The following is a 25,935-nucleotide window of genomic DNA, read 5'->3' as shown; positions in this document are numbered from 1 at the left end:
TTGAGCCGTCGGCTTTGTGTCGTCGGCGGTGTACTATCGCGACGACTAACGACGAGTAACGCGACGGCCGTGTCAGTGCGTGTAGCGTCTCGGTACGTGTACTGCGTTGGTACGTGTAACGTGTGATGACGTGCTGACACGGACGATTCGCCAAACCCCTGTGACCTCGGGCGCGCTGATTGCCTGCATCGTTGTGTACCTGGTGACGGTTGTGCAATCCGGGTCCCTGGAAGGCAACACGCATGAGTCGTCCTTGGCGGCGTCGTGGTGGTTGTATTTACCCGCGCTGACGCCCGACAACGAAGCTCTCCTCCGCGGGCTAACTTTCAGTTTTCTTCACTCCGGTCTGACGCATCTCCTGTTCAATGGGGTCATGCTGTGGGTGTTCGGGGTCGGTATTGAGCGCACCTACGGTTCGCTGGCGATGGCGATCATTTTTGCGGGCACAAGCTACGGGTCGGCTGCCATGATCCAGTGGCGCGACCCATTGTCACTGACTGTGGGGGCATCGGGAGTGATTTATGGCCTGATGGCTGTTGCCGCAGGCATGTACGTGAACAATAAACCGCAAATGAGAGCTCTTATTGTCCTCATTGTGGTGAACTTGGGGTATTCATTAATAACTCCAGGCATCTCATTGTGGGGTCATATTGGGGGATTGTTGACGGGTGCACTGATGGCCGTTGCGATCTACGGCGCTCACATCATGACGGGTGTTCGCGGGCCAGGCCGCCGTGTAGGGCGGTTCGTCGCTGCTGGTCTAGGAACCGCTGGTATGGCGCACGGTGCTGGCTCGATGTCGAGTGGCACCTCATTGCTCGGAGGTGCTGGAGGTGCCATGTGGGGTGGCTCCGGTGGATTGCAACGAAGGCTCCTTGCGCGGCTGTCCGCCTCGGTGGCTGTATTTGTGGTCGGGTGTGGAGCGATGGTGGTCTACCTCGCACAGGTTCATTCCGCTTTGGGGGCGTAAGCGCGCTGGGCGTGTAACCGGGGGCATGACCGTGGGGGGATAATCGCTCGAATTGGGTGTATTTCCCGATGAAAATCGGCGTCTGGGCTACCAAAAGGCGGGGATGAGGTCTACAGTTGTTGTGTACAAGACGATGAGGAACCCGGTGAGAATCCGGGGCGGTCGCGCCACTGTGACTTCGTTAGCAGTCGGGTAGTACGCCTGGTCAACCTGGTCGTTCCAGGCAGGAACTATCCGAATATTGGATCCGCTGAGGTGAAAACCCCAGGTTGTGAGCATGCTTAACGAAGCAGCCAGATACTCGCGTTTTGTATTTACTTTCTTTGTTACGCGTCATATCAAAAGGAGTTGCTGCTGTTGGCTGAACTATATTCTTTTCTCTTGTGAAAGTAGGCGGAGGTTAACTCACGCCCATCACAATTTCTCAAACTAGGAAAATTCTTTTCTTCTAGTGTTGTTACTCCATAACGAAACGCCCAGGCAGGCGCGTGGTCTCGTATGCCAGGGCGTTTCTTCACTTTCATTGTTGAGGTCTACACTCGCGTAGGAATACGTATTGTTTATTTTCCGGAAGAGGAAGTGTTCATTATGACCGATTCATCACTTCGTGCGGCCCAGCCCGCATCCCCATCGCGTTCGTCGGCACGTGCGCTTGCAGAAGCGATTGATGTCCCGTCATCATTTGTGTGGTTGTTCTCTGCACTGGTTATTGGCTTGTTGGTGTACTACTTCATTGGTATCGATCAGGGCGCTACCAGTGTCTTCGGTAATGACATGCACATCCACGAGTGGGTGCACGATTCCCGCCACTTCCTGGGATTCCCCTGCCACTAATCTTCGCGTCGGTATCAGGTTTGACCTGGTGGACGCCCATATTTGGAGTTAAAAATGGAACGCCAATTCGTTCTACGCTGCGGGGGCTTTGGTTTACTGGCCGGACTGTTGTCCTTCATCTTTGCCAGGTTGTGGGCAGAGCCCATCATCAGCCGGGCCATTGATTACGAGGAAGGGCGTGACGAGGCGCAAGATGCCCTCGATAAAGCCGCTGGTATTGCCACCGATGGTGGCGATGAAGCCGAACTGTTCAGCCGCACAATTCAATCGACCGTGGGTATCGGTACTGGCATGGTTCTCATGGGACTAGCGCTAGGTTTGCTGTACGCGGTTGTGTTCAGCTTGTACCTCCGGTACGCCAAGCCAACTAACATTCGTGGTGCGGCCATCGGTGTTGCAGCTGCAATGTTCGCCTGTCTCTACATCGTTCCCTGCTTAAAGTATCCGTCGAATCCGCCCGCTATCGGTAACCCGGACACAATTAAACAGCGCACGTGGCTCTTCCTCACGATGATTATCGTGTCTGTGATCGTCATGATTGGGGTTGTTTTCCTGCACAAGGCTTTGTCCGCGCGCATGGACTCATGGATTGCTTTCCTCATTTCGGCAGCCGTTTTTGCTGTCATCATGTACGCGTTTAGTCGGCTGCTCCCACCTCTAGGGCATTTGCAGGCTAGCGTCGACGAGTTTGGTCGGCATAATTCTGAGACACCTCGCCCGCTGACAGATCCGGACGGGAAGATCGTCTACCCAGGGTTCCCTGCAGATGATCTTTACTATTTCCGCGTCTATTCATTCATGGCCCAGTGCATCTTTTGGGGTGTGATCGGATTTGGTACCGCGTTGGTGTCCAAGAAGGCCATCCACAAAGCCGCTGTTCAGGCTGAGAAAGAAAAAGTCGCGGCCTAAATTCTGGCCCTACAACCGTTCGGCGTAGCTATGTAGTGCAATACGTAGCTACGCGTTGCCATATTGGTGGACATATCGTGTGTGCCGGTAGATATCCGTGGGATCATCGGGATAGGTGAACTGTCTGTACCGACACCGGCTGACACACAACCAATTAGTTGTCAACATAGCTTGCAGACAACCAACGAAGACCTTATTGTGAGAAGCAACACCACCGTATGGTGGTGATGTAAGGAAATAAAAAAGTAGGCCACCGTGCGGCTACACGTTGACCTACTCGGGGCAAACCCCTCTTAGCAGAGTTTCTCGATCAGATCGAGTAAAGCTGCTAAGTGGCCAGCCAAAGGCCCATATTTCAAAGCCAGGGCGAGGATCCGGACGATCACGGCCCTGGCTTTGCTTATGCCTTTCAGCCAGCCTTTACGGCCCCTGGGGATAGGTTTCCTATCCATACCATCACCTCCTTCCGTTAAATTTGGAGGTCCCCTTCATCGCTGATAGGAGGCCCCACGTGCTTCACGCGGGACAGCCGCGCAGCAACGAAAGGGGGCTTGACATCACGTCAAGGCCGAAAGTAACCATAGCAAATTCGAACGCTCCATGGCCGGCCATGAGAAGTGGGGTTGAACAGCAATGAACACAGCGCACGTGTGTGCCCATACGCCTTCACACGCCCCACTAATCAGCTCGCTAACATGCGCTGAGCTGCGGTACGCCGAAGATCACTTTCCGTTCTTGAGGTGAAGGAATCTCACTGCACCCCTACGGGCCACGAGGCCGGCAACAAAGTTGTAGAGAGCACGCAGTGATTGAGTGACCATGCCACAACCACAATGTGCCAAGAAGGCAATGCGTTGCATTAATGGAAAAGCCGCCTCGTGGTGGGACGATCTCAGTGGGATAATCTCAGCATGAGGCGTTTTCATCGGCAGAGCCGCACCCCTATCCACGTGGTGCGGCTCATCGTTGTCTCGGCACCGCTCGCGAGCGCGCATCTGCCACGATTCGCGTCGTCAGAAGATGCAGTTCGGTGGGCAGATTATCGGCACACGCTGCGTCGTTACGAGGAATTCAGTGATATTAACGACGCGGGTTCGTGTGCAGAAGACGCGGACGGCCCCACCCCTTCGCGCGTTTTCGTCGGCAACCCGGGCCCGTGGGACGTGGGGGAGTGGGCGGGAAAGCCTTTGCCTCTCGTGTCGCCAATGAAGATTGCGCAGTGGAGGACAAACCCGGACTACGTCGGGCACGGCGGGGAATCGTTGCGCACTTATATCGGCCGCGTGGGGGCTTGGGCTGACGGGCTAGAACCAGGGGAGTACATCACAGTCAGCGACCAATCGCTGGGGCGCGCTCTACTGGTCCACGCCCTAGACGCCCCACCCGATGCTTTTTGGCGCTGCGATATTCCCCCCGAGTGGCAGATGCGATTCCACCGTCGGCACAGCGGCAATAAAGAAATGTGGACCCTTCGCGGCCTGGCACCCCTCGATCCAGCGTCGGCCGGAATGCTGCGCTAGGGTCGTTAGGGCCCGTTAGGCAGTTGTGCTTATTTCCACCCCATAGTCATTAAGAGCCCGACGACGAAAAGCCCGAAACCGATGGCGTAGTTCCATGCATTGAGGTTCTGCATGAACGGGATTTGCGGCCCAGCAATGTAGTTGACCACCAGCCATAGAAGTCCAGCAATGATGAAGCCGAACATGATGATGCGGTACCACAGCGGGGTGGACGCATTGTTGAGCTTGACGGGGGTACGGGTGGACGTCGATGACGACGCGGGCCTCGACTCTGAGGACTCAGTTACCTTTGACTTCGGCATATCAACCTTTCTGACTCCGCGTGGCAGTGCGTGAATGATGGTTTTGTCTGCCATGCAAGGTTAAGGGCAGCGCATACATCGGCGGTATGTGGCCCTGTTACACGATGTCGTGGACTCCGACATAACAGCTTTAGCGTCACCATAATACGGTAATGCTGGTGAAACCACTGACAGGGTGTCGGTAGGGCAAGTATTGAGGCCCCGGGCTAGTGAAATGAAGGCGAGATGTGAGGCCCCGCAACTCCATGGTTGTGCAGGCCTCTACCGCGAATGATCATCAATCGGCAGATGAATTTTTCTCACCGGCCCCCACACGGCAGCTGGTTCGTGGCCACGTATCCAGTTACGGACGTCGTCGGAGGATAGTGCTAGCAGGGCAATAATGGTCGCTGTTGTGAGAAGCAAGTTGTTGTGACCAGCTGCGATCATGCGCATTCCATTGCGATCAAGGATAGAAATCACGATGGCGATGGTGAGGAACAGCATTAGAGCATCACGCGCGTGCGTAAATCCGCCGAGCGTGAGCAGAACCAGGATCAGGGTGCCCAACGTTAATAAGCCGACGTACCATTGCGTGGCGACGTAGGCGGTATGGTGGCTGAAGCCCATGTCCTGCAACGTTCCGGGGATAAATCGATGCTGATCCGCTTTGTATAGCAGTACGACACTTTGCCACGCGACGACGAGGAATAGCATCCCCATGGACAACATCAGATTCGGTGGCCGCGGTGTACGCTGCGCATTCTTGGGGCGTCGGGCAGCGCGTTCCTCATCGGAAATATCGTCGTCGTAGTGCGTAGATGCCCGGCCTGTGTAGCGGGTTCCGTTGATTGTCGAGTCCACATTGTCCGAACCACGTGCCATGATCGGCTCAGCATCGTTGCTTTCCTCGTTGGTGGTTTCAGTTTCGGCGTTTTCCGCGACGTCGCTGGCGGTCTCAGTAATGTCCGACGGAGTGGTGGCTGCGGTGGTTTCCGACGGGGCGTCGCTCTCAGTGGTGCCCGATTCACTATCGTCGGGCAGCTCCTCGGGTGCTTGCTCCGCCACACCAGCGCTGTCATCACCGGATGAGCCAGAACGCAACGCGACCCTACTGACGTCGACAATGGGAAGGTCTCCATCAGTGTGTATTTTGTCGCCACCGCCGTTGACATGGTGATAGCCCGTCGAGAAATCTTCAATCATCGATACTGAGCTCTCGGGGACATAGGAACGAACTGTCGACACGACGTGGTCGCGTTCTCTATCAATATCGGCGGCAATGCGATGGGTGACTTGTAAGGTGAAAAAACTAACGCCGACGGCTGTGTCATAGCTGGCAGAGCCCACCCAGTCCACGCGGTGGCCCCCTGGAAGAGGCCAGTCTTTAGGGCATCGCCAGAGCCGAATGTGGTGACGTCGTGAGGGGGAACCATCCACTTCCTGTTGGTAGGCGAGGTCTTGCTCGCGATCGAAGAGGATCAGCGGACTAACCGGAGCCGCAGGATAGGACGCTCGAGTAATGGAGCTCCATACAATTTTTGCCGACGACCGAAACGTCACCGGATCTGCCAAAGTCCAGCCCGCTTGAGTCATTGAGCGGTGGAGCTGCTCGGCGGTTCCGTCAAACGCGATATTGACCGGATCACCCAAAAGCCCATCCGACGTTCGTGTACGTCCGATGAAGTAATTGGGGACGTAAATTCGAGTCAGAATTCGATGAAGCCGGGGGAGGGTGAGATAAGCAATCACGCCCCACGCGGGGATGATTAACAGCAAACGAAAATCTAAAACAAAGCTAAGTTTGAAGTATTCTCCCGCTAACCAGATGGCAGCTAAGCCTGCGAGCAGGAAAAATGTGTTATCGATCCGTTTTTCCCGTGGAGTACGGGAAGAAAATTTGCGCAACGACGTCAAATCACTGGCATGCGACCACATCGACGACAAAGATGGCATAGCCATACCCTAGTAAAACCATGTGCGCTCTGTCCTCTTCCACCGCATGTCCACCGTATGGGGATGCCTCCATCCACCATGTAGGAATCAGTTACGCAGAAGACAGAGGGTGCATATGCCGGAATGTGATCAATTGCTCCTGAACGTGATTGAAGATAGGCATGATGCCTGTTTCGGGTGCATACCGCCCCCGGAACGGGGTATCGCCGACGCATAAAAAGAGCAACGCACCGTCGCAAACCTGAATAGTGACGACGAGAAAGGACGCGGCACTCCCCTCCAAGTTGGGTTAATCACTGTTCAAGTCCAAGAGTGCGGTAAGTCACGACGGTGAGCTGTGGTGCAACAGCCAACAAATCGGCTTAACGTAGTGGCCATGACCACGCGAAAAATTGGAGTGACCGAACTGGCTCTGCGTGATGCTCACCAGAGTCTCATGGCAACACGCATGGCCCTCGAAGACATGGTCGATGCCTGTGAGGATATAGATAAAGCCGGGTATTGGAGCGTGGAATGCTGGGGCGGCGCAACGTTCGACGCCTGCATCCGCTTCCTGAACGAAGACCCGTGGGAGAGACTTCGCACATTCCGCAAGCTCATGCCCAACTCACGCCTTCAGATGCTGCTTCGTGGCCAGAACCTTCTGGGATACCGTCACTATGAGGACGGCGTCGTCGATAAGTTTGTTGAAAAATCGGCTGAAAACGGCATGGACGTCTTCAGAGTTTTCGACGCGCTTAACGACCCCCGCAACCTTGAGCATGCCATGCAGGCTGTGAAGAAAGTGGGCAAGCACGCGCAGGGCACCATCTGCTACACGGTGTCCCCGCTGCATGATGTGCAGGGATACATTGACCTAGCAGGGCGTTTGCTGGACATGGGCGCAGATTCCATCGCCCTCAAAGACATGGCTGCGCTGCTTAAACCACAGCCCGCCTACGACATCATCCGTGGCATCAAGGACACCTACGGCGAAGACACGCAGATCAACGTCCACTGCCACTCCACCACCGGCGTCACCATGGTTACCCTCATGAAGGCCATTGAAGCCGGTGCCGATGTCGTCGACACTGCTATTTCTTCCATGTCCCTGGGCCCAGGGCATAATCCCACCGAGTCTCTTGTCGAAATGCTCGAAGGAACCGACTATGAGACCGGCCTTGACATGGATCGGCTCATTAATATCCGCGACCACTTCAAGAAAGTACGCCCCAAGTACGCGGAGTTTGAGTCAAAGACACTGGTTAACACCAATATTTTCCAATCGCAGATTCCGGGCGGAATGCTCTCTAACATGGAATCGCAGCTCAAAGCCCAGGGCGCGGGCGACCGTATCGACGAGGTTATGAAAGAAGTCCCCGTCGTTCGGAAAGCAGCCGGATACCCGCCGCTGGTGACGCCATCGTCACAGATCGTTGGTACCCAGGCCGTGTTCAACGTGCTAATGGGCCGCTACAAAGTACTCACGGCAGAGTTCGCCGACCTCCTCCTCGGATACTACGGCGAAGCCCCAGGTGAGAGGGACAAAGACCTCATCGAACAAGCCAAGAAGCAAACCGGCAAAGAGGCCATTACCGAGCGTCCCGCTGACCTCCTTGAGCCCGAATGGGACAACCTTGTTGAGGAAGCTGACAAACTCGACGGCACCGATGGGTCCGACGAAGATGTCCTCACCAATGCACTGTTCCCGCAGGTCGCGCCGGGATTCTTCAAGGCTCGCCCCGATGGCCCCAAGAACGTTGGCAAGACTAAGGAGCAGCTAGAGCGCGAAGAGGCCAAGGCCTCCGGCGACGCCACTGCCATCCGCGAACCGATTACATACAAAGTCACTACAGGCGGCCGCAGCCACACTGTCTCCGTGGAACCCGCATAAACCAGTTGATCACCGCGAAAGACAGCAGAAACGGAGCAAATAAATGAGTGAGCAACCTCACGATCCCAGCATGCCTGAGCGCCTCGAACAGCTGGAAGAAGAAAAAAACCGCATCCGCCTCGGCGGCGGACAAGCACGGCTGGACAAGCAACACGACCGCGGGAAGATGACTGCCCGCGAGCGCATAACCAAGCTTGTCGACGAAGACACGTTCCAAGAAACCGGAATGTTTGCCAAGCACCGGACCACGCACTTCGGTATGGACAAAGCCGACGCCCCCGCCGACGGCGTCGTCACCGGATCTGGCGCGGTCTACGGACGGCCAGTGCACATCGCATCCCAGGACTTTAGCGTCATGGGTGGGTCCGCTGGCGAAATGCAATCCAACAAAGTGGTCGCCATGATGAAGACCTCCGCGACTACCGGCACGCCGTTCGTCTTCATCAACGACTCCGGCGGAGCGCGAGTGCAGGAAGGCATTGATTCTCTCTCCGGATACGGCCGCGTGTTCTATAACAACGTGCTGCTCTCCGGGCTTGTACCGCAGGTCTCCATCATCGCCGGCCCCTGTGCTGGTGGTGCTGCCTACTCGCCGGCACTGACGGACTTCATCATCCAGACCCGCAAGGCCAACATGTTCATCACCGGCCCCAAGGTCATCGAGTCCGTGACGGGCGAAAAAGTCACTGCTGAAGAACTCGGTGGTGCTGATGCCCATATGAGCACATCAGGCAACATTCACTTCGTCGCCGACGATGACGAGCAAGCCATCCTGATCGCGCAGAAGCTCCTGAGCTTCCTGCCGCAAAACAACACTGAAGAGCCACCCATCGTTGATCCGGACGAGGTTGTCGAGCCCGACGAATCTCTTCGCGATATCGTCCCCGTCGACGGCCGTAAGGGATACGACGTTCGCGATATCATCCGCAAGATCGTCGACTACGGCGATTTTCTCGAGGTCCAGGCCGGATACGCCCAAAACCTTGTTGTCGGATTTGCCCGCGTTGTCGGCCGGACAGTCGGTATCGTCGCTAATCAGTCGCAAGTGATGTCTGGTGTTCTGGACATCAACTCGTCCGATAAAGGAGCGAGCTTCGTTCGCTTCTGCGACTCCTTCAACATCCCGCTGCTCACGCTCGTGGACGTCCCCGGCTTCATGCCAGGTGTTGCACAAGAGCATGGCGGAATCATTCGCCACGGTGCGAAAATGCTGTTCGCTTACTCGGCGGCCACCGTGCCGAAGCTGACTGTGGTCCTCCGCAAATCCTATGGCGGATCGTACCTGGCTATGTGCTCCAAGGACCTGGGCGCGGACCGCGTCTGGGCATGGCCCACCGCGGAAATTGCGGTCATGGGTGCCGACGGGGCAGTGAACGTCGTCTTCCGCAAGGAAATCAAGAAAGCCCAGGAAGAGGGTGGCGACGAAGCCGCAGCAGCTAAGAAGGCCGAACTAGTCCAGCTCTACAAAGACACCTTCTCGACGCCGTACATGGCGGCGTCCCGAGGCCTCGTCGATGACATCATCGATCCCGCGGACACCCGTCGTGAAGTTGCCCTGGCCTTGGAGCTGTTGACCAACAAGCGTGAGAACCGGCCGTCCAAGAAGCACGGCCTGGCACCCAACTGATCGGAGAAGCATGAATACAGACAATGCATCCTCTGCTGAACTCAGTCAGTTGTTGGTTCGCCTGTCCAGTCAGGTGGAGAAGCTCTCCCGCAACGTCACCAGACTAGAAAATGAAGTTGCGGCACTGAAGCAGCGTTCTGACGAGGAAATCCCTGAAGATGTCTTAATCGCGATCAGTGCGGCCGTATCCGCATACATGGGTAACCGCGGAACCGTGCGCGCAGTTCACTTCTTGCGCCACCGCAGCTGGTCGCAGCAAGGTCGGCAGGCAGTTCAGCACAAGGCGAAATGGCAATAAGCCACGAATAGAAGGAACCCGAAAGAATGAAACTGACAGTTACCGTCAACGGCGTCCCCTATTCCGTGGACGTAGAAGTTGAACAAGAAGAACGCCCCACACTCGGTACTATCATCACTGGTGGCAACAGCAATGGGCCAACCCCCACCGCGCCGACCACGTCCTCTGTCCAGGGTGTTAGCGCCAATTCAGTCACGGCCCCCTTGGCCGGTTCCGTCAGCAAAGTGCTTGTTGAGGAAGGCCAACCCATTACGGCCGGCGAAGTGATCGTCGTCCTCGAAGCCATGAAGATGGAAACCGAAATTACAGCCCCCAATGACGGCACCGTCACCGCACTGCACGTGCAACCCGGCGACGCCGTTCAGGGTGGACAATCTCTGCTGGAGATCGGGGAATAAAACCTGCATCTCAGCAGAATCGTCTGTCAGAGTGTGCCATCACCGGTTCAGGTACCGAAATAGTCACAAGTTCGTAGGAAATACCTGGCAACCACCAGTGGTGCGAAATCCGTAGTAAAGTGTCATGGTGTTAGGCGATGTGCACACGAGCGCGCCATCACCGTCGCCCGCCTGCGGGAGTTATCCACGCAGACTGTCGGCGACGGTGGCCACGTCGCGATATCATAGCCCCGCTCGGATGAGTGTGGGTTACCCGATATGGATGCCGCTCGTTGCGTCGCAAAGCTAGAACAGAAGGAGAAGCCTATGGGTATGACTGACGACATTAAGAACAAGGCAGACGAAGCTGGCGGAAAGGCCAAAGAAGCCGCCGGTGACATTACTGACAACAAAGACCTCAAGGCTGAAGGCAAAGGCGATCAGGCCGAGTCCAAGCTGAAGCAGGGCATCGAGGACCTGAAAGATAAGGCCTCCGAGTTCCTCAACAAAGACAAGTAAGTCGGGGACTTACCCTATGAGGTCTTAACTGATTTCAAGGCCGGGTTATGAGCGCAGACGCGCTGGTAACCCGGTTTTTTTATTACCCACTATCGTTGGCTTCATGAACCACCAGGGCATATCCGCGTTCACCGACAACCAGCCCTACCGAACACGACGGTTCCCCACACCGTTCGGAGATATTGAAGTCACAATCAATGACCAGTGCATTGTGGCGTCGCACTACACACTGAATTCCGGGTCTGTTATGGGCGACTCTGCTGATGGTAGGTCCGAACCCACAATATCTTCCCCCATAGCTGCACAACGAAAGAATCTTTTTTCCACAGCAGGGGCCAGTAAAGCCCAGCGTCACCTCTTTCAACAGATTGGTGAGCAGCTCGATGAATACTTTAGTGGTACGAACCTAGTCTTTACTCTGCCGCTTTGTGCCGAGGATGAACCATCCGAATTCACGAAAGTCGTTCGCGAAGAGATGACCCACATTCCACCTGGCGACGTGCTCACCTATGGTGAGTTGGCAGAAGCCGTCGGCCGACCGCGAGCGGCGCGCGCAGTTGGAACAGTATGTAGAACCAACCCCATCCAACTCTTCATTCCTTGTCACCGGGTCATCGCAGCTGGGGGTTCACTCGGCGGGTATATGGGAGGATCGCGTGGCCTCGTGCTCAAACAGCAGCTACTTGAGAAAGAGGGCGTCCCCTTCACCGCAGAGGGGAAAGTAGATTTTAATGAACTCGCCCGTCGGCAGTAGCCGGACGGCAGGAACCGCAGTTTCACTGGCCAATCATAGGTGTGGGCCAACGACTGGTAGTCTCACAAGGAAATCACAGGATATTAGGGGACAATTCTATGGCCACAGGTTCAGGGCGGGTGCAAGATAAGACTGTGTTCGCCACGTTTATCAAGAGATTCCCGCCTCTTTTTGGCACCTTGCTCGCTGTGTATTCCTTTATCGCGCTACTGTTTAGTGCGGTCAGGCCGGTCCGGCACCAGCTGCAGAGCATCCGGGAATTCTTTGACTACGTGATCCTCCCCATGCCCGAGGTGTCAATATCATGGGCACTCGCCTTAGGACTTTTAGCAGGAGCGATTCTCGCGCGCAAACGCTTGGCCTGGTGGGTCAGCGTCATTCTTCTCGTGATCCTGAACATTGAGAACATTCTGCTCTTCGTGCTGGGGGTCAACGGCTACGACACCGGCAGTACCGTCACCACCGTTGAACTCAATGTTGGATTCATCGTCCAAGCAATCATGCTCATTGGCCTTCTGGCTACTCGCTCCGCCTTCCCGGCGCGAACACGGCACGCCGCGATCAGAAAGGCCCTCACGGTCTATGTCATCGGGGAAGGCCTGGTCACCGCCATCGGATGGTTACTCGTCGAGCTCTTCCCCCATACTTTGTCTCGTGGCAATCGTTTGCAATGGGTTCTTAATAAGTCCTTCACTTTTTCTTTGATCGACCAAAAGCTCTTTGGTGGCCATCCGGAATGGATCGTGTCATTTGTTATCACGCTGGCCAGCGCGATCGTTTTCCTCCTATCCGTATGGACTCTTTTCCGCAGCCAACGCGACAATAATGCACTTACTCCCGACGACGAGACAGCCATTCGAGCCATGATCGCCCGCTGGGGAGAGGACGATTCCCTGGCATACTTCGCAACGCGCCGCGATAAATCTGTCATTTACTCACCCGACGGACGGGCAGCGGTCACGTACCGCGTCGAACTGGGTGTATGTATCGCGTCGGGAGACCCCATCGGAAACCCCGCCGCCTGGGATCAAGCCGTGGACGCGTGGCTTCACCAGGCAGTGATGTACGGGTGGACCCCAGCCGTGATGGGGGCGTCCGACCGAGGCGCGCACTGCTATTCGTCCCACGGGTTACAGACCCTCCGTCTGGGCGACGAAGCCATCATCTACACCGATAGCTTCTCACTGAGCCAGCCTGAGTTTAAGGCAGTGCGTCAGGCTGTCGCCCGGGCGCGGCGAGCAGGGGTGACGGTTCGTATCCGCCGCCACGGAGAATTAACGGCGGAAGAAATGGCCAGCGTACAGCACGACGCTGACGCGTGGCGCGACACCAATAACGAACGCGGCTTCTCTATGGCTCTCTCACGTCTGGGGGACCCTGCCGATGCCAATAACCTCCTGGTCGAAGCCATCCAGGATACTCAGCATTCACCAACCGGTGTAGCCCGACGCGTCGGTGAGCTCTCCTTCTCCCCGTGGGGACGCACCGGGGTTTCGCTAGACCTCATGCGTCGATCACCGGACTCGCCCAATGGCACCGTGGAAATCATGGTGTCGGAACTCTGTAACGCCGGATTGGACGTCGGGGTAACACGAATCTCGCTGAACTTCGCGATGTTCCGCCAGGTTTTTGCCACGGCACACGAACTTGGCACCGGCCCCGTCATGCGGCTATGGAGAAGCCTTTTGGTCTTTTTGTCACGATGGTGGCAGATGGAAGCGCTTTACCGATCCAACGAAAAATACAACCCCACCTGGGCGCCCCGGTACATCTGCTTCAAAGATAACCACAGCATCGCCCGAGTCGGACTTGTGTCCGGCATCGTTGAAGGGTTCGTGCCCGCACCCCTGTCGCGGCGCAAACCCCCACTGACCCCCGTCGGATCGGTGAAAAGAAAAGGCGCTGCTGAAGCACTTGAGCTCGCGCCCCAACTTATGGAGGAGGCTCGTGCCGGGCGTGCAGTGCACCATCGTCGCTCGGAACAAGTCAAAGTGCGCCTGGAAAAAGCACAGCGTTTGCGCGATGAAGGGGTGAGTCCGTGGCCCACTGCCATCCGGCCGACGCATACTTGTGCGCAGATTGCCGGCTTGGATGATGGTGTTGCTGCCTCAATTTCCGGCCGCATTATTGCCCGACGCGATTTTGGGGGCGTTATGTTTCTCGAACTCCATGACTGGTCGGGCGATACACAAGTGATTATTGAAAAAGATAAATGTAGTGATTACGAGGCCTGGCGTAAAGATCTTGATCTTGCTGACATCATCCGGGTGGTTGGTGCAAAAGGAGTCTCGCGGAAGGGCGAGCCGTCGCTTGTCGCCGATAGCATCCGTTTTGAAGCGAAGTCCTTGCATCCACTTCCCAACAAAACTGACGGACTTACCGACCCCGAAGCGCGGGTGCGGTCACGGCATATTGACCTGACTGTTAATGCTGAGTCGCGCCGGGCTTTGACGGCGAGATCCGCCGTCGTGCACTCGATGCGATGTGATCTTCACACAGCGGGCTATTTGGAGGCGGAAACCCCCATTTTACAGCCAATTCATGGTGGCGCGAATGCACGGCCATTCATTACCCATATCAATGCATACAACATGAATTTGTATTTGCGCATTGCTCCCGAGTTGTTCTTGAAAAGGCTCATGTGCGGTGGAGTGGATCGTGTCTTTGAGTTGGGTCGTGAATTTCGCAACGAGGGCGTCGATGCCACTCACAATCCGGAGTTCACGTCATTGGAAGCATATGACGCTCATGGTGACTACGAAACGATGATGACACTGACTCATGAGCTTATCGTTCACGCGGCAACCGCAGTGCATGGCAAACCCGTGGTGACAGCGCCCGATGGCAGTGTGGTCGACATTTCGGGTCAGTGGCCTGTTAAATCCGTGCTCGACGCAATTACCGAGGGGGCACGGTCAGACGGTTTATGGGATGGACCAGCTATCTCGGTTGATACGCCACGCTCAGAATTAGACGCTCTGATGGAACGGGCGGGAATGCCTTTCCGCCCAGATGCTGACGACGGAACCATTATCGAAGAGCTCTATGACGAATTCGTGGAGTCCCGGACGGAATTCCCCACGTTTTATAAGGACTTCCCGGTGTCCGTCTCCCCGTTGACGCGTCGGCACCGCAGTAAGCCAGGGTTAACGGAGCGCTGGGATCTCGTGGCGTGGGGCGTCGAACTCGGTACCGCGTACTCGGAACTGACCGATCCCATTGATCAGCGTCAGCGTTTAGAAGAACAATCGCTCCTCGCAGCCGGAGGCGACCCTGAAGCTATGGAGTTGGATGAGGAATTCCTTCGTGCTTTGGAATTCGGCATGCCCCCGACCGGTGGCCTGGGAATTGGCGTGGATCGTATCGTCATGTTGATTACGGGGTCGACAATTCGTCAATCGCTTGCATTTCCGCTGGTGAAGCCCGACAACAGCTGAAGTCGTGACGCGTCGCCGGAAAGAGACCCCACAGTCTGATAGGCCGGCTAAGGAAATTACACCACTACATCGATGAAACCTTTAGGAAACATTGCTGAAACATTCATGATGTAGAGGTAGTAGGGCAGAACGTGGAGTTCACCACCCATGTGAGCCTCCTGCGATAAAGTACCAATTTACCCCTGAAATAAACCAGAATGCCCACGTCGTTTTAGCGGTGGGCCCGATCTCGTCACGGTTGACCCCGTGCGAGATCCATTGATCCTATTCACTGTGCACAACCCCGCACGTGGTAGATCTCACCGACAGACCACGGCTAACCAGGCTCGTTACAGCCATGTGAACGAAAAGGCGACCAGATGACGACTGTTCCCTCACGCCAGGGTCTTTACGACCCATCCTTTGAGCATGACGCTTGTGGCGTCGCGTTTGTTGCGAATATGCACGGTGACAAAAGCCGCGACATTGTTGACAAAGGAATTCAAGCACTTGTTAACCTCGAGCATCGTGGTGCTGCAGGTGCGGAGAAAAACACCGGCGACGGTGCCGGGATTTTGATTCAGATTCCAGACGCTTTTTACCGCCGTGAAATGGCCAAGCAGGATATTGAACTCCCACCCGCTGGCCAATACGCGACCGGCATCGCCATGCTGCCCGCTGCCCGCATGGCGGCGCTCGACGCAGTGCGCTACGTCGAAGACATCATTAAAGAAGAAGGTCTGATGCTCATCGGTTGGCGTGATTGCCCCGTCGACGATTCCTCAATCGGCGCCATGGCCAGGGATGCGATGCCGCTCTTCCACCAGGTCTTTATTTCGGGAACCAAGGATGACGGCGCTCCCCTCGAGGGCATTGACCTGGACCGCGCCGTGTGGTTTGTGCGCAAGCGCGCCGAACGCGAACTGGGTAGCAAGGGTGCTGGTGCCGGATCGGGCGAGGACACTGTGTATTTCCCCTCGTTGTCCGCCCGGACCGTTGTGTACAAAGGTATGCTGACCACCCCGCAGTTGCGGGAATTCTACCTTGACTTGCAGGATCCCCAGGTGGAATCAGCCATTGCTGTGGTTCACTCCCGTTTTTCGACAAACACGTTCCCATCCTGGCCATTGGCCCACCCCTACCGCATGGTTGCCCATAATGGCGAAATCAATACGGTGCGCGGTAACGAGAACTGGATGCGAGCCCGTGAAGCGGTAGTTGATTCTGAAGTGCTGGGTCCGATAGACCGGGTACTCCCGATCTGTGATCCCGGCGGTTCGGACACGGCCCGTTTCGACGAAGCCTTGGAGCTTCTGCATCTCGGTGGGCGTTCGCTGCCCCACGCGGTGCTCATGATGATCCCGGAGGCCTGGGAGCACAATGCCGATTTATCCGACGACGTCCGCGCCTTTTATGAGTACAACTCGTGCCTGATGGAACCGTGGGACGGCCCCGCCGACGTCGTCTTCACTGACGGCACTGTTATCGGCGCGGTTCTGGACCGCAATGGTCTGCGACCTGGACGTATTTGGATTACCGACGACGGCCTGGTCGTGGGCGCGTCTGAGGCGGGAGTCCTGCCCATCGACCCAGAGCACGTGGCGGAACGCACCCGTGTGAAGCCAGGCGAGATGTTCTTGGTGGACACCTCCCAGGGTCGCGTCGTCCCAGATGAGGAGATCAAAACTGATCTTGCCTCCCAGGCGCCCTATGGCGAGTGGGTATCGCACAACCTTGTGCGCAAAACGGATCTTCCGGACGCGGATTACCACTGGATGCCTCACCACCGGGCCGTGTTGCGCCAGCGTGTGTTCGGTTTCACCCAGGAAATCGTGGACATCATCGTCAAGCCCATGGCGCTTAATGGTGCAGAGGCCATTGGTTCGATGGGTACCGATACGCCGATCGCGGCGCTGTCCGATCACCCGTCGTACCTATTCGACTTTTTCAAGCAGCGGTTTGCGCAGGTCACGAACCCGCCACTGGACTCCATTCGTGAGAAACTCATGACTTCGCTGTTCACCCACTTGGGTGCCCAGCGGGACATCATGCACCCGGATGCTGACGCGGCGAAGCTCATCCACCTGGAGGACCCCATTTTGCGTAACCGCGATTTAGCGCGACTAATTCACGCCAATGATGGTGGAGAGTTCCCGCAGTTCGACGTCGCGATTATTTCCGGGTTGTATGCCGTGGCTCATGGTGGCCGTGGCATTCAGGAAGCTTTGCGACGCATCCGTCGTGAGGTGTCGGATGCCATTGCCGACGGTAAAACGCTGATCGTGCTGAGCGACCGCGAGTCGGATGAGCGCTTTGCGCCTATTCCGTCGCTGTTGTTAACCTCCGCTGTCCACCAGCACTTAGTGCGTGAGCGGACACGTACCCGCGCCTCCTTGATTGTGGAGGCCGGCGATGTGCGCGAGGTCCACGATATCGCCATGCTAATCACCTTTGGCGCCGACGCCATCAACCCCTACATGGGCTTTGAAACAATCGATGAGCTGCGTAAACAGGGCTCCTTGGGCGATATGGACCTCGAGACCGCGTTCGATAATTACACGAAAGCGGCGGTCAAGGGCCTGCTCAAGGTGATGTCAAAGATGGGCATCGCCGCGGTGGCGTCGTACCGCGGAGCACAGCTAGCCGACGTCGTTGGCCTGAACCAAGAGTTCTTGGATGAGTACTTCACGGGGAGTTTCGCCCCGATCGGCGGCGTTGGTTTGGAGGCTATTGCCGAGGCTGTTGGGGACCGCCACCGCGAGGCGTTCTTGCCCCGCCCTGAGGAGCAGGCACACCGCGAGCTGGAACTGGGCGGCGAGTACAAGTGGCGTCGTGAGGGTGAATACCACCTATTCAACCCGGAGACGATTTTCACCCTCCAGCACGCGACGCGCACGGGCCGCTATGAGGTCTTTAAGCGGTATACCGAGAAGGTTAATAATCAGTCCAAACGGTTGGCCACGATCCGCGGGTTGTTTAAGTTCAACCCCAACCGTCCGCCGGTGGATATTGACGAAGTTGAGCCCGTGAGCGCGATTGTGAAGCGCTTTTCGACGGGTGCGATGTCGTATGGCTCGATTTCCGCGGAGGCCCACCAGACCTTAGCCATCGCTATGAACCGCCTGGGCGGCATGTCTAACTCCGGCGAAGGTGGCGAGGATTCCGACCGCTTCACGAAGGACCCGAATGGCGATTGGCGCCGCTCCGCCATCAAGCAGGTGGCGTCGGGCCGGTTCGGTGTGACCAGCCACTATCTGAACAACTGCACGGACATCCAGATTAAGATGGCCCAAGGCGCGAAGCCTGGCGAGGGCGGTCAGCTGCCTCCGCACAAGGTGTACCCGTGGATTGCGGAAGTGCGCATTACCACTCCCGGTGTGGGGTTGATTTCGCCACCGCCGCACCACGATATTTACTCGATCGAGGACCTCGCTCAGCTCATTCACGACCTGAAGTGCGCTAACCCAGATGCGCGGATCCACGTGAAGTTGGTGTCGGAGCAGGGCGTCGGCACGGTTGCCGCGGGTGTGTCCAAGGCGCACGCGGATGTAGTGCTGATTTCCGGCCACGACGGCGGCACCGGTGCTTCCCCTCTCGGGTCCCTGAAACACGCGGGTGCCCCGTGGGAGCTGGGCCTGGCGGAGACGCAGCAGACGTTGCTGATGAATGGTCTCCGTGACCGGATCACGGTGCAGTGTGATGGCCAGCTGAAAACCGGCCGTGACGTCGTCATTGCTGCCCTGCTGGGCGCGGAAGAGTTTGGTTTTGCGACGGCTCCTCTGGTGGTTGAGGGCTGCATCATGATGCGTGTGTGCCATTTGGACACCTGCCCCGTGGGTGTGGCGACGCAGAACCCGGATCTGCGGGCGAAGTTCAGCGGCCGCGCCGAGTATGTGGTGAACTTCTTCCAGTTCATTGCGGAGGAAATTCGCGAGTACATGGCGGAACTCGGTTTCCGCACGATCGACGAGATGGTCGGCCACTCCGAGATCCTGGGCGTCAACCGTGAAGTGGCAGATAAGCACCCGGATGCGGCGAAGCTCGACCTCTCGCCGATCTTCGAGCAGCCCGATAGCCCGTTCATGTACCAGGACAAGCACTGCACGAAGACGCAGGACCACTCGCTGGACAAGGCGTTGGATAACCAAATCATTCGCGATGCGCGCGAGGTCATCGACGCGAAGGGCGAGTGTGAGCCTCTTGAGCTGTCGTACCGGATCTCCAACGTGGACCGTTCCGTGGGCGCCATGGTCGGCTCGGAAATTTCCCGCGTCGGCGGTGCCGACGGTCTGCGCGAAGGCGCATTGACCGTGGAATTTGAGGGGTCAGCAGGTAACTCCTTCGGCGCATTCTTGCCCCACGGTGTCACCCTAGCCCTCATCGGCGACGCCAACGACTACGTCGGTAAAGGATTGTCGGGTGGCCGCATTGTCGTGCGCCCCGATCCGCACTATGTCTCGGCCGTGGAAAAAGCCGGCCGTGACGTGTCGGGCGACATCATCGCTGGCAATGTCATCGGTTATGGTGCGACCTCGGGCGAGCTGTTCGTCCGTGGCACGGTGGGCGAGCGGTTCTGTGTTCGTAATTCGGGCGCGACCGCCGTCGTTGAGGGGATCGGTAACCATGGGTGCGAGTACATGACGGGTGGCCGTGTGGTTGTCCTCGGTCATGTGGGCCGCAACTTTGGTGCCGGTATGTCGGGTGGCATTGCTTTCCTTCCCGACGACGGTATCCCCGCTGGTCAAGGCGGTATCCGTGACCGTATCGATACGGCGTTGTCTGATATTGAGGAACCCACCGCGGAGGATGTGGCCTGGCTGGATCAGACTGTTGCAAGTTATCGGGAGTGGACTGGTTCGACGACCCCAGTCGGAACATTTCTGAAGGTGATGCCGCGGGATTACCGCCGCGTGCTCACGATTATGGAGAGTTGTCAGGCTCAAGGACGAGATGAGGCAGCAACTGCCGAAGCGATTATGGAGGCTGTGCACTGATGGCTGACCCACATGGATTTCAAAAGTATTCCCGCCACGACAAAGCCCACCGGCCGGTTCCGCTTCGGCTGTTGGACTGGCATGAGGTGTACGAAAAACAAGACCTAACGGATCTGCGCCAGCAGGCGACGCGGTGCATGGATTGCGGGATCCCGTTCTGCCATGATGGTTGCCCACTGGGGAACATCATCCCGGAGTGGAACGACTTGGTTCGTTTGGGCCGGTGGCGTGAGGCCTTTGACCGCCTTCACGCGACCAACAACTTCCCGGAGTTCACGGGCCGGTTGTGCCCCGCGCCGTGTGAAGGGGCGTGTGTTCTGGGCATCAATGATGACCCCGTCACGATTAAGAATGTCGAGCTGGAGATTGTCGAATATGGCTTTGAACATGACTTTGTGAAGCCCATTCGTCCTTCATTTTCGACGGGCCAGTCGGTCGCCGTGGTGGGCTCCGGCCCTGCCGGGTTGGCGGCCGCCCAGCAGCTCACCCGCGCGGGCCACGACGTCACCGTGTTCGAGCGCCACGACCGCCTGGGGGGTCTGATGCGCTACGGTGTTCCCGAGTACAAGATGGAGAAGAAGTGGATCAACCGCCGCCTGGAACAGATGGTGGCGGAGGGTACCCAGTTCCGCACCAACATTTCCCCGTCCGTGAGCGACCTGCAAGGCTTCGACGCCGTGGTGTTGGCGATCGGTTCGACCATCGGCCGCGACCTGCCCATTGAGGGCCGCGACTTAGAAGGCGTCTACCAGGCGATGGAGTACCTCCCAGAGGCCAACAAGGTCCAGGAAGGGGACAGAGAAGTATCGACGATCGACGCGCGCGGAAAGAACGTCGTGATCGTCGGTGGTGGCGACACGGGCACGGACTGCTTCGGGACGGCGCTGCGTCAGGGCGCGAAGAGCGTCGTGCAGTTCGATATCGGCCCGAAGCCGCCGCGGACACGGGCGGCATCAACGCCCTGGCCAACCTTCCCCCGCAAGCTTCGCGTCGCAACGGCCCACGAAGAGGGCGAGTATGAGGTCTCCGGCGAGGAAGAAAAGGAGCTTGTGGAAAAGCTCGGCCTGGACGCCCGCGTGAAAGGGCACCCGCTGGGCAACCGCCAGTGGAAAACGAACACGGTGGAGTTTATCGGCACCGACGGAAAGGTCACGGGGCTGAAGGGCACCCTGGTGGACCGCACCCCAGAGGGCACGATCCCCATTGAGGGTTCCGATTTCGAGATCGACGCGGATCTGGTGCTGCTCGCGATGGGCTTCGCTTCTGTGGATCGCGCCGGGATTGTCGACGAGTTGGGCCTGGAGATCGACGGCCGCGGCCGGATTGTTCGCGACGAGAACTTCCGCGCGGAGGTGCCACTCACGGCTGGGTTCCGGGCGCCGGTGTTTGTTGCTGGCGACGCAGGCCGAGGGCAGTCCCTCATCGTGTGGGGGATTTCGGAAGGCCGCTCGGCAGCTGCCGCGGTGGATCGCCAGCTCATGGGCGAATCCAGTTTGCCGGCCGCTATCATGCCGACGGACGTGCCGATGCGGGCGTAGCTGCTGATGTGGGTGTAGCCGGGCCGCAGCAGCCGGGACTCGGCGGTGGCTAGTCGGCAGTGGTTAGTCGGCGATGCGGAAGACGTCAGCGTCGTCCATCCGTGGTCCGCGCGGGTGGTGCGAGTCGGTGTCTGCCGGGACTCCGGCGATGATGACCATGATGGCTTGTTCGCCGTCGCGAAGAAATTCTTGTGTGACGGCATCGGCATCAAAACCGCCCATCGGGCCGACGCCTAGTCCGACAGCGCGGAGGCCCAAGATGAAGTAAGCCGCCTGCAAGTTTGCGGACTGAAGAGCGACGGCGGTGCGTGCTTCTTTGTTGTTTTCATACATGTCGCGGGGGCCGTTGCCACCGGCGGGGAACTGCTGTGGCAGATTGTTATGGAAGTTCGTGTCTGCAGCCATGATGAACGCGAGGGGCGCCTTTTCGGTCTTGGCTTGGTTGCTGCCCATCATGTGGGGGACGAGGCGGGAGCGCTTGTCCTTGGGGACCTCGATGATGCGCAGTGGTTGGCTGTTCATGGAAGTCGGGCCCCATTTGACGAGGTCGCGTACGGATTTGATGACCTCGGGGTCGATGCTGGTGTCCTCGAATGCGCTGGTGGTGTGGGCGTCGCGGAAGAGGACGTTGAGGGCTTCGTCGTTAATAATGAATGGTGCTGTAATTGACATGTCATTTACGACTACGCGGGTGGGGAGGGCGTGTCAACTGGACTACTCCCTGGAGGACGATCATGGGCTTGCGATTATGGGTTTAAAAGGGGACGTGGAAGTGGCAGGAAGAGACGTGGCAGCGCGTGGCGATCGTTCGAGCTCTCCTCGTCAGACCGCGCGTTCTTTTCGCTGATGAGCCCACCGGCGCACTCGACTCATCGTCCACCGGAGTCGTGATCGATGAACTTTCTCGCCTGTCGTCTCGGGGTACAACGGTGATCATGGTTACTCACGACCTGGAAATTGCAGCACAGGGGGATAGGGCAGTCGTCATCTCCGATGGAAAGCTCCTGAGGAATTTGGGTTCGCCGACAGCTGCGTCGTTGTTCTCCGCAATCGAATCCAGATAAGTGAGTGAGAGGATAAGAGGAACAATATGCCAGTGGTGGCAGCTTTGATCGCGTCGGTTGGTCTTGTGATCGTGAGCGTTTTGTGTTTGACCCTCCCCGGAAACGCGGCCTCGGGAAAGGTTCCGAGAAACTCGGCGATCGGTATCAGAACGACAGAAACGAAAAAATCTGACGAAGGTTGGAATGTCGGGCACCGCGCAGCAGCACGGATTCTCAAAAGAACAGGAATCGTCGCACTAATTCTTACAGCAGCACTTCTCTTTTCCTCTTTCTTCAGAGGTGAAATGAGCGTCGTGGCCGTTACTTGCGGAGTGCTTGGTTATGTTGTGGTCATTGGTGGGTTGTGCTGGGCTGCTGTGGTTGCCAACAATGCGGCCAAGGAGATCAATCACCAGAAGCAGACGGACGGGGTATAAATAATCTGCTTTCATGACGGCGTTTAGACGTATGTGATCCGCTGTTTATCGGCCTTCTGTTTACCCGCCTTCTCATCTACCAAGTTGATCGGTGATTTTTGCTAGATCACACGATTAAAGGCTAACTCTGCCACGTCAACTTTACCCCGGTGTCATCATTTGTACGGAGCTTTATGTTTTTGATCCAGAAATCTTCGCTATTATAAGTGGGTAAAGGCCACCCCATTGGAGGGAATACATGAAGCGCGTAAAGATTTCTCCAAACGCCATTGTTGTTCTGCTTTGTGGCGTAGCTATATCGCTCTATCTTGGATTTGCGCATCATTCCGTTGTGGGAGCGATTATATTTCTCGTCATCACTGCTATAGGAACTTTCCTGGTAAATAGGTCTAAAACACGACGGGGGTGAGATCGGGAGCGGTCCACTCGTCTTCGCTGTTAAAGGCTTACGCGCGGTCGGCCCATGCCTGGCGTGAGCTGCATCCTGGGTTCGAACTCAATCACACGCCGTGGGCGTACATTAAAACCACAAATCAAACAGCAAAAGAAACTGCCACAATAACGGCGACGACAATAATAAGTGCCATAGCTACATTTTTAAGGTTCAGCCTATCCTTTGATGCGAAGAGGCTAATTAATGCCACGCCCATAGATGGATACACAATTTTAACGTAATTGTCATGGACCCACCCGGCTTGTGAAAAAACAGTCGCGAATACAAGGCAGACCAAGGCTAGAACGAATATGAATCGACGTATATTACCGCTCGTCAATTTTTGAGCGCCCGTACGATTTTCCACAACGGTCTTCCTCCCTCAGCGTTCCTTCGTGGCGACAGCCGATTAGTGGTAGTCAGTAACTCACACAAATCTAGTATAGGTTACCCATTGATAAGTTCGTATAGTTTACAAAAGGTTTTCGACTACCATGCGTATTAGATGGCGTCTCTGTCTAGAATTTCACCCGACTCGGTTTCTGGCCTGGCCACACATATGAGAGGCAGATGGAAAGGATGCGTATGATGAGCAAACAATCCACTCACCCTCCCGCGCAGCGGATTGCCCGGGCAATGTTCTTATCCTTGGTTATCGCTGTGTGCGTTATGGCCATTGAGTGGTGGTTGATCAGTGCGCTTAACGTCGAGAACCGTGTCACCGTTTTTGCCATCATCGGGACTATGACCTGTGTAGCAATTGGAACAGTCATAGGGCAGTGGACTCGAAAACGGTGGCAAAAAGAAAAAGACTAACCACACTCGTACCGGAGGCCAGTGCGGTACTATCCTCGCCACACTCATGTGCTCGTATGTAGCTGGCTACATGAGTTTTCCGGTGACGGCTATTCGTAATTGGTCAATTTATCAAGTTAGCCAGCCTCGTTGAACCCCGCGGTCAGGCAAAGGACGTCTTTTCCGCAGGGCGCGTCGAGGTTAATCGTCAGGTTGAAACTCATAGGGGCACATGCTTGTGGCATCATGACGTTGACCTCGTCCATCCCTGGTGCGTGCGTGTTTTAAAAGAGGAAAGACTTCGGGCGACAAACGCAGCCAAACCCCAAATTAATGCTAACTACTACCACGCATTTTCTCAGGAGAAGTAAAGAGCATTTCTATCCACTTACAAGCAGGGCGGAGTTACCTAGACCGTGCTGGAGATGAGATATGACATGTCCAGCACGGTCTGGCCCGGCCCTTTGACCCATTCAAAGGGTAGGCAGTGATACGTCAACAATGTTGTATCGTAGAAAGGAAACTAACATGTTTGACGCTCTTGTTCAGAATATCCACCACATCCCTGAGGTCATCAAGCCGGCTGCCGAGTTGATTCCTGACGCAATCCACAGTGCCCCGGCACCACAGGACGCTCCGGCACCACAGGGTAAGTAGTGAATACTACTCAAGAGTATAGCCCCGCAGGTCACCCTGCGGGGCTATATTTTTGTTTGCGTCCGCTGACTACATCACCAATTACAAATACCCCTCGTAGAAAGTGGGCGCGGGTATGGCAAGCATCTACTAGAACTGAGCGGCTGGGACACTACTTCCATGCTTTATCAGTGGTGATAAGTTGCATTCCGTACATTCTGAAGTGGGACATAGTCTCTTCGTTGTTATGATCTAAACGAAGCTCCATCGTGACGAAAGTCTTCTCTACTTGTTACAACGAAAATCGGCAGACCGCCGGTGATAAGCGACGCCACTCGACCAGGTGCCAGCCCCCCTTTGGTGGAAGCGGAAAATAGTGGTTCACATGCCGATAGCTTCAGGACTAATTTTTCGTCCTCTAGCAGCTGTCAGATATGAATGTGTCGCCTCGGTAGTAATAGAATCCGCACCTACCAGCCATCGTTTCCGTCGATAAGCTGTCGTTGCCGAATCTGGCACCCCTTGAATTGATCAATGAACATTGCATCGGCGTGACGACGACCCCACTGCAGTCATTCGTGGGTACTGAAGATGCCCCGGGGCCAGCCGCGATGTTGAGAGAGGAATTGACCTCCATGGTACTGCTGGCTTTGATGTTCCTACTGGCTAGCGGCCATATAGCCCTTCATATAAGGTGCCCAAAGGCCATGTGTTCAACTTATTGA

Annotated in this window: 22 protein-coding genes and 1 riboswitch; of the genes, 18 read left to right on the top strand and 4 right to left on the bottom strand. The window is 56.5% G+C overall.

What is annotated here, in order from left to right:
* The first annotated feature begins 130 nt into the window (after nucleotides 1-130).
* The 3 genes from I6J23_RS03335 to I6J23_RS03325 all read left to right on the top strand — a co-directional run bounded on the left by I6J23_RS03335 (nucleotide 131) and on the right by I6J23_RS03325 (nucleotide 2,713).
* Nucleotides 131-970, top strand: a complete 840-nt coding sequence (locus I6J23_RS03335; RefSeq protein ID WP_204582517.1) for a rhomboid family intramembrane serine protease — start codon at nucleotides 131-133, stop codon at nucleotides 968-970.
* Nucleotides 971-1,059: 89 nt separating this feature from the next.
* Nucleotides 1,060-1,293: riboswitch (cobalamin riboswitch) on the top strand.
* 265 nt (nucleotides 1,294-1,558) lie between these two features.
* Nucleotides 1,559-1,804 carry a CbtB domain-containing protein gene (locus tag I6J23_RS03330; protein ID WP_046203693.1) on the top strand — a complete coding sequence of 82 codons (246 nt, stop codon included), beginning with the start codon at nucleotides 1,559-1,561 and terminating at the stop codon, nucleotides 1,802-1,804.
* Nucleotides 1,805-1,858: 54 nt separating this feature from the next.
* Entirely contained in the window at nucleotides 1,859-2,713 is an 855-nt protein-coding gene (locus tag I6J23_RS03325) for a CbtA family protein (RefSeq protein ID WP_204582516.1), read from the top strand.
* Nucleotides 2,714-3,006: 293 nt separating this feature from the next.
* On the opposite strand, the gene I6J23_RS03320 is transcribed toward I6J23_RS03325, so the two are convergent.
* Nucleotides 3,007-3,165, bottom strand: a complete 159-nt coding sequence (locus I6J23_RS03320; RefSeq protein WP_169302932.1) for a hypothetical protein — start codon at nucleotides 3,163-3,165, stop codon at nucleotides 3,007-3,009.
* 459 nt (nucleotides 3,166-3,624) lie between these two features.
* Here I6J23_RS03320 and I6J23_RS03315 point away from each other — a divergent pair, with 459 nt between their 5' ends.
* A complete protein-coding gene (locus I6J23_RS03315) occupies nucleotides 3,625-4,233 on the top strand; it encodes a histidine phosphatase family protein (RefSeq protein WP_204582515.1) in 609 nt (202 codons plus the stop codon).
* Nucleotides 4,234-4,262: 29 nt separating this feature from the next.
* On the opposite strand, the gene crgA is transcribed toward I6J23_RS03315, so the two are convergent.
* Entirely contained in the window at nucleotides 4,263-4,535 is a 273-nt protein-coding gene (gene crgA / locus I6J23_RS03310) for a cell division protein CrgA (protein WP_046203692.1), read from the bottom strand.
* 261 nt (nucleotides 4,536-4,796) lie between these two features.
* The gene (locus I6J23_RS03305) at nucleotides 4,797-6,476 is read right to left on the bottom strand and encodes an LssY C-terminal domain-containing protein (protein ID WP_204582514.1); all 1,680 of its coding nucleotides are present in this window, start codon (nucleotides 6,474-6,476) and stop codon (nucleotides 4,797-4,799) included.
* A gap of 370 nt (nucleotides 6,477-6,846) precedes the next feature.
* On the opposite strand from I6J23_RS03305, the gene I6J23_RS03300 reads away from it, so the two are divergent.
* The 9 genes from I6J23_RS03300 (at nucleotide 6,847) to I6J23_RS03260 (ending at nucleotide 21,866) form a co-directional block, all read left to right on the top strand.
* Entirely contained in the window at nucleotides 6,847-8,343 is a 1,497-nt protein-coding gene (locus I6J23_RS03300) for a methylmalonyl-CoA carboxytransferase subunit 5S (protein WP_204582513.1), read from the top strand.
* Nucleotides 8,344-8,386: 43 nt separating this feature from the next.
* The gene (locus I6J23_RS03295; RefSeq protein ID WP_204582512.1) at nucleotides 8,387-9,970 is read left to right on the top strand and encodes an acyl-CoA carboxylase subunit beta; all 1,584 of its coding nucleotides are present in this window, start codon (nucleotides 8,387-8,389) and stop codon (nucleotides 9,968-9,970) included.
* A gap of 10 nt (nucleotides 9,971-9,980) precedes the next feature.
* Nucleotides 9,981-10,268, top strand: a complete 288-nt coding sequence (locus I6J23_RS03290) for a hypothetical protein (protein WP_204582511.1) — start codon at nucleotides 9,981-9,983, stop codon at nucleotides 10,266-10,268.
* Between the two features lie 26 nt (nucleotides 10,269-10,294).
* Nucleotides 10,295-10,666, top strand: coding sequence for a biotin/lipoyl-containing protein (locus tag I6J23_RS03285; protein ID WP_204582510.1), 372 nt, complete (start codon nucleotides 10,295-10,297; stop codon nucleotides 10,664-10,666).
* 312 nt (nucleotides 10,667-10,978) lie between these two features.
* Nucleotides 10,979-11,164, top strand: a complete 186-nt coding sequence (locus tag I6J23_RS03280; protein ID WP_412523799.1) for a CsbD family protein — start codon at nucleotides 10,979-10,981, stop codon at nucleotides 11,162-11,164.
* Between the two features lie 103 nt (nucleotides 11,165-11,267).
* Nucleotides 11,268-11,918 carry a methylated-DNA--[protein]-cysteine S-methyltransferase gene (locus tag I6J23_RS03275; RefSeq protein WP_239454974.1) on the top strand — a complete coding sequence of 217 codons (651 nt, stop codon included), beginning with the start codon at nucleotides 11,268-11,270 and terminating at the stop codon, nucleotides 11,916-11,918.
* 98 nt (nucleotides 11,919-12,016) lie between these two features.
* Nucleotides 12,017-15,355 carry a bifunctional lysylphosphatidylglycerol synthetase/lysine--tRNA ligase LysX gene (gene lysX, locus I6J23_RS03270; RefSeq protein ID WP_204582508.1) on the top strand — a complete coding sequence of 1,113 codons (3,339 nt, stop codon included), beginning with the start codon at nucleotides 12,017-12,019 and terminating at the stop codon, nucleotides 15,353-15,355.
* Between the two features lie 359 nt (nucleotides 15,356-15,714).
* Entirely contained in the window at nucleotides 15,715-20,328 is a 4,614-nt protein-coding gene (gltB, locus tag I6J23_RS03265; protein WP_204582507.1) for a glutamate synthase large subunit, read from the top strand.
* Complete coding sequence (locus tag I6J23_RS03260) at nucleotides 20,328-21,866, top strand: glutamate synthase subunit beta (RefSeq protein ID WP_204582506.1); 1,539 nt, start codon at nucleotides 20,328-20,330, stop codon at nucleotides 21,864-21,866. The genes gltB and I6J23_RS03260 overlap by 1 nt, the downstream gene beginning before the upstream one ends.
* 63 nt (nucleotides 21,867-21,929) lie before the next feature.
* On the opposite strand, the gene I6J23_RS03255 is transcribed toward I6J23_RS03260, so the two are convergent.
* Entirely contained in the window at nucleotides 21,930-22,538 is a 609-nt protein-coding gene (locus tag I6J23_RS03255) for a malonic semialdehyde reductase (RefSeq protein WP_204582505.1), read from the bottom strand.
* A 125-nt stretch (nucleotides 22,539-22,663) separates the two neighbouring features.
* Here I6J23_RS03255 and I6J23_RS03250 point away from each other — a divergent pair, with 125 nt between their 5' ends.
* The 5 genes from I6J23_RS03250 (at nucleotide 22,664) to I6J23_RS10815 (ending at nucleotide 25,231) form a co-directional block, all read left to right on the top strand.
* Nucleotides 22,664-22,930 carry a hypothetical protein gene (locus I6J23_RS03250; protein WP_204582504.1) on the top strand — a complete coding sequence of 89 codons (267 nt, stop codon included), beginning with the start codon at nucleotides 22,664-22,666 and terminating at the stop codon, nucleotides 22,928-22,930.
* 26 nt (nucleotides 22,931-22,956) lie between these two features.
* Nucleotides 22,957-23,346 (top strand): SdpI family protein, encoded by a 390-nt coding sequence (locus tag I6J23_RS03245; RefSeq protein ID WP_204582503.1) that lies wholly within the window; start codon nucleotides 22,957-22,959, stop codon nucleotides 23,344-23,346.
* Nucleotides 23,347-24,364: 1,018 nt separating this feature from the next.
* Nucleotides 24,365-24,595, top strand: a complete 231-nt coding sequence (locus I6J23_RS03240) for a hypothetical protein (RefSeq protein WP_204582502.1) — start codon at nucleotides 24,365-24,367, stop codon at nucleotides 24,593-24,595.
* A gap of 98 nt (nucleotides 24,596-24,693) precedes the next feature.
* Nucleotides 24,694-24,945, top strand: coding sequence for an RNA-binding S4 domain-containing protein (locus tag I6J23_RS10895; protein ID WP_204582894.1), 252 nt, complete (start codon nucleotides 24,694-24,696; stop codon nucleotides 24,943-24,945).
* Nucleotides 24,946-25,102: 157 nt separating this feature from the next.
* Nucleotides 25,103-25,231 (top strand): hypothetical protein, encoded by a 129-nt coding sequence (locus I6J23_RS10815; protein WP_257994329.1) that lies wholly within the window; start codon nucleotides 25,103-25,105, stop codon nucleotides 25,229-25,231.
* The last annotated feature ends 704 nt before the right edge of the window (nucleotides 25,232-25,935 follow it).

This window comes from Corynebacterium kroppenstedtii, assembly GCF_016894245.1.
Lineage (GTDB): Bacteria > Actinomycetota > Actinomycetes > Mycobacteriales > Mycobacteriaceae > Corynebacterium.
The sequence above is the reverse complement of the archived record's forward strand: the minus strand, read 5'-3'. Positions and strand labels throughout refer to the sequence as shown.

Coding starts and splice junctions, on each gene's coding strand:
- I6J23_RS03260 (WP_204582506.1), top strand. CDS start 20,328: ATGGCTGACCCACATGGATTTCAAAAGTATTCCCGCCACGACAAAGCC.
- I6J23_RS03300 (WP_204582513.1), top strand. CDS start 6,847: ATGACCACGCGAAAAATTGGAGTGACCGAACTGGCTCTGCGTGATGCT.
- I6J23_RS03240 (WP_204582502.1), top strand. CDS start 24,365: ATGATGAGCAAACAATCCACTCACCCTCCCGCGCAGCGGATTGCCCGG.
- I6J23_RS03275 (WP_239454974.1), top strand. CDS start 11,268: ATGAACCACCAGGGCATATCCGCGTTCACCGACAACCAGCCCTACCGA.
- I6J23_RS03295 (WP_204582512.1), top strand. CDS start 8,387: ATGAGTGAGCAACCTCACGATCCCAGCATGCCTGAGCGCCTCGAACAG.
- I6J23_RS03255 (WP_204582505.1), bottom strand. CDS start 22,538: ATGTCAATTACAGCACCATTCATTATTAACGACGAAGCCCTCAACGTC.
- I6J23_RS03290 (WP_204582511.1), top strand. CDS start 9,981: ATGAATACAGACAATGCATCCTCTGCTGAACTCAGTCAGTTGTTGGTT.
- lysX (WP_204582508.1), top strand. CDS start 12,017: ATGGCCACAGGTTCAGGGCGGGTGCAAGATAAGACTGTGTTCGCCACG.
- I6J23_RS03315 (WP_204582515.1), top strand. CDS start 3,625: ATGAGGCGTTTTCATCGGCAGAGCCGCACCCCTATCCACGTGGTGCGG.
- I6J23_RS03330 (WP_046203693.1), top strand. CDS start 1,559: ATGACCGATTCATCACTTCGTGCGGCCCAGCCCGCATCCCCATCGCGT.
- I6J23_RS10815 (WP_257994329.1), top strand. CDS start 25,103: ATGTTTGACGCTCTTGTTCAGAATATCCACCACATCCCTGAGGTCATC.
- I6J23_RS03320 (WP_169302932.1), bottom strand. CDS start 3,165: ATGGATAGGAAACCTATCCCCAGGGGCCGTAAAGGCTGGCTGAAAGGC.
- I6J23_RS03285 (WP_204582510.1), top strand. CDS start 10,295: ATGAAACTGACAGTTACCGTCAACGGCGTCCCCTATTCCGTGGACGTA.
- I6J23_RS03305 (WP_204582514.1), bottom strand. CDS start 6,476: ATGGCTATGCCATCTTTGTCGTCGATGTGGTCGCATGCCAGTGATTTG.
- gltB (WP_204582507.1), top strand. CDS start 15,715: ATGACGACTGTTCCCTCACGCCAGGGTCTTTACGACCCATCCTTTGAG.
- I6J23_RS03325 (WP_204582516.1), top strand. CDS start 1,859: ATGGAACGCCAATTCGTTCTACGCTGCGGGGGCTTTGGTTTACTGGCC.
- I6J23_RS03245 (WP_204582503.1), top strand. CDS start 22,957: ATGCCAGTGGTGGCAGCTTTGATCGCGTCGGTTGGTCTTGTGATCGTG.
- I6J23_RS03280 (WP_412523799.1), top strand. CDS start 10,979: ATGACTGACGACATTAAGAACAAGGCAGACGAAGCTGGCGGAAAGGCC.
- crgA (WP_046203692.1), bottom strand. CDS start 4,535: ATGCCGAAGTCAAAGGTAACTGAGTCCTCAGAGTCGAGGCCCGCGTCG.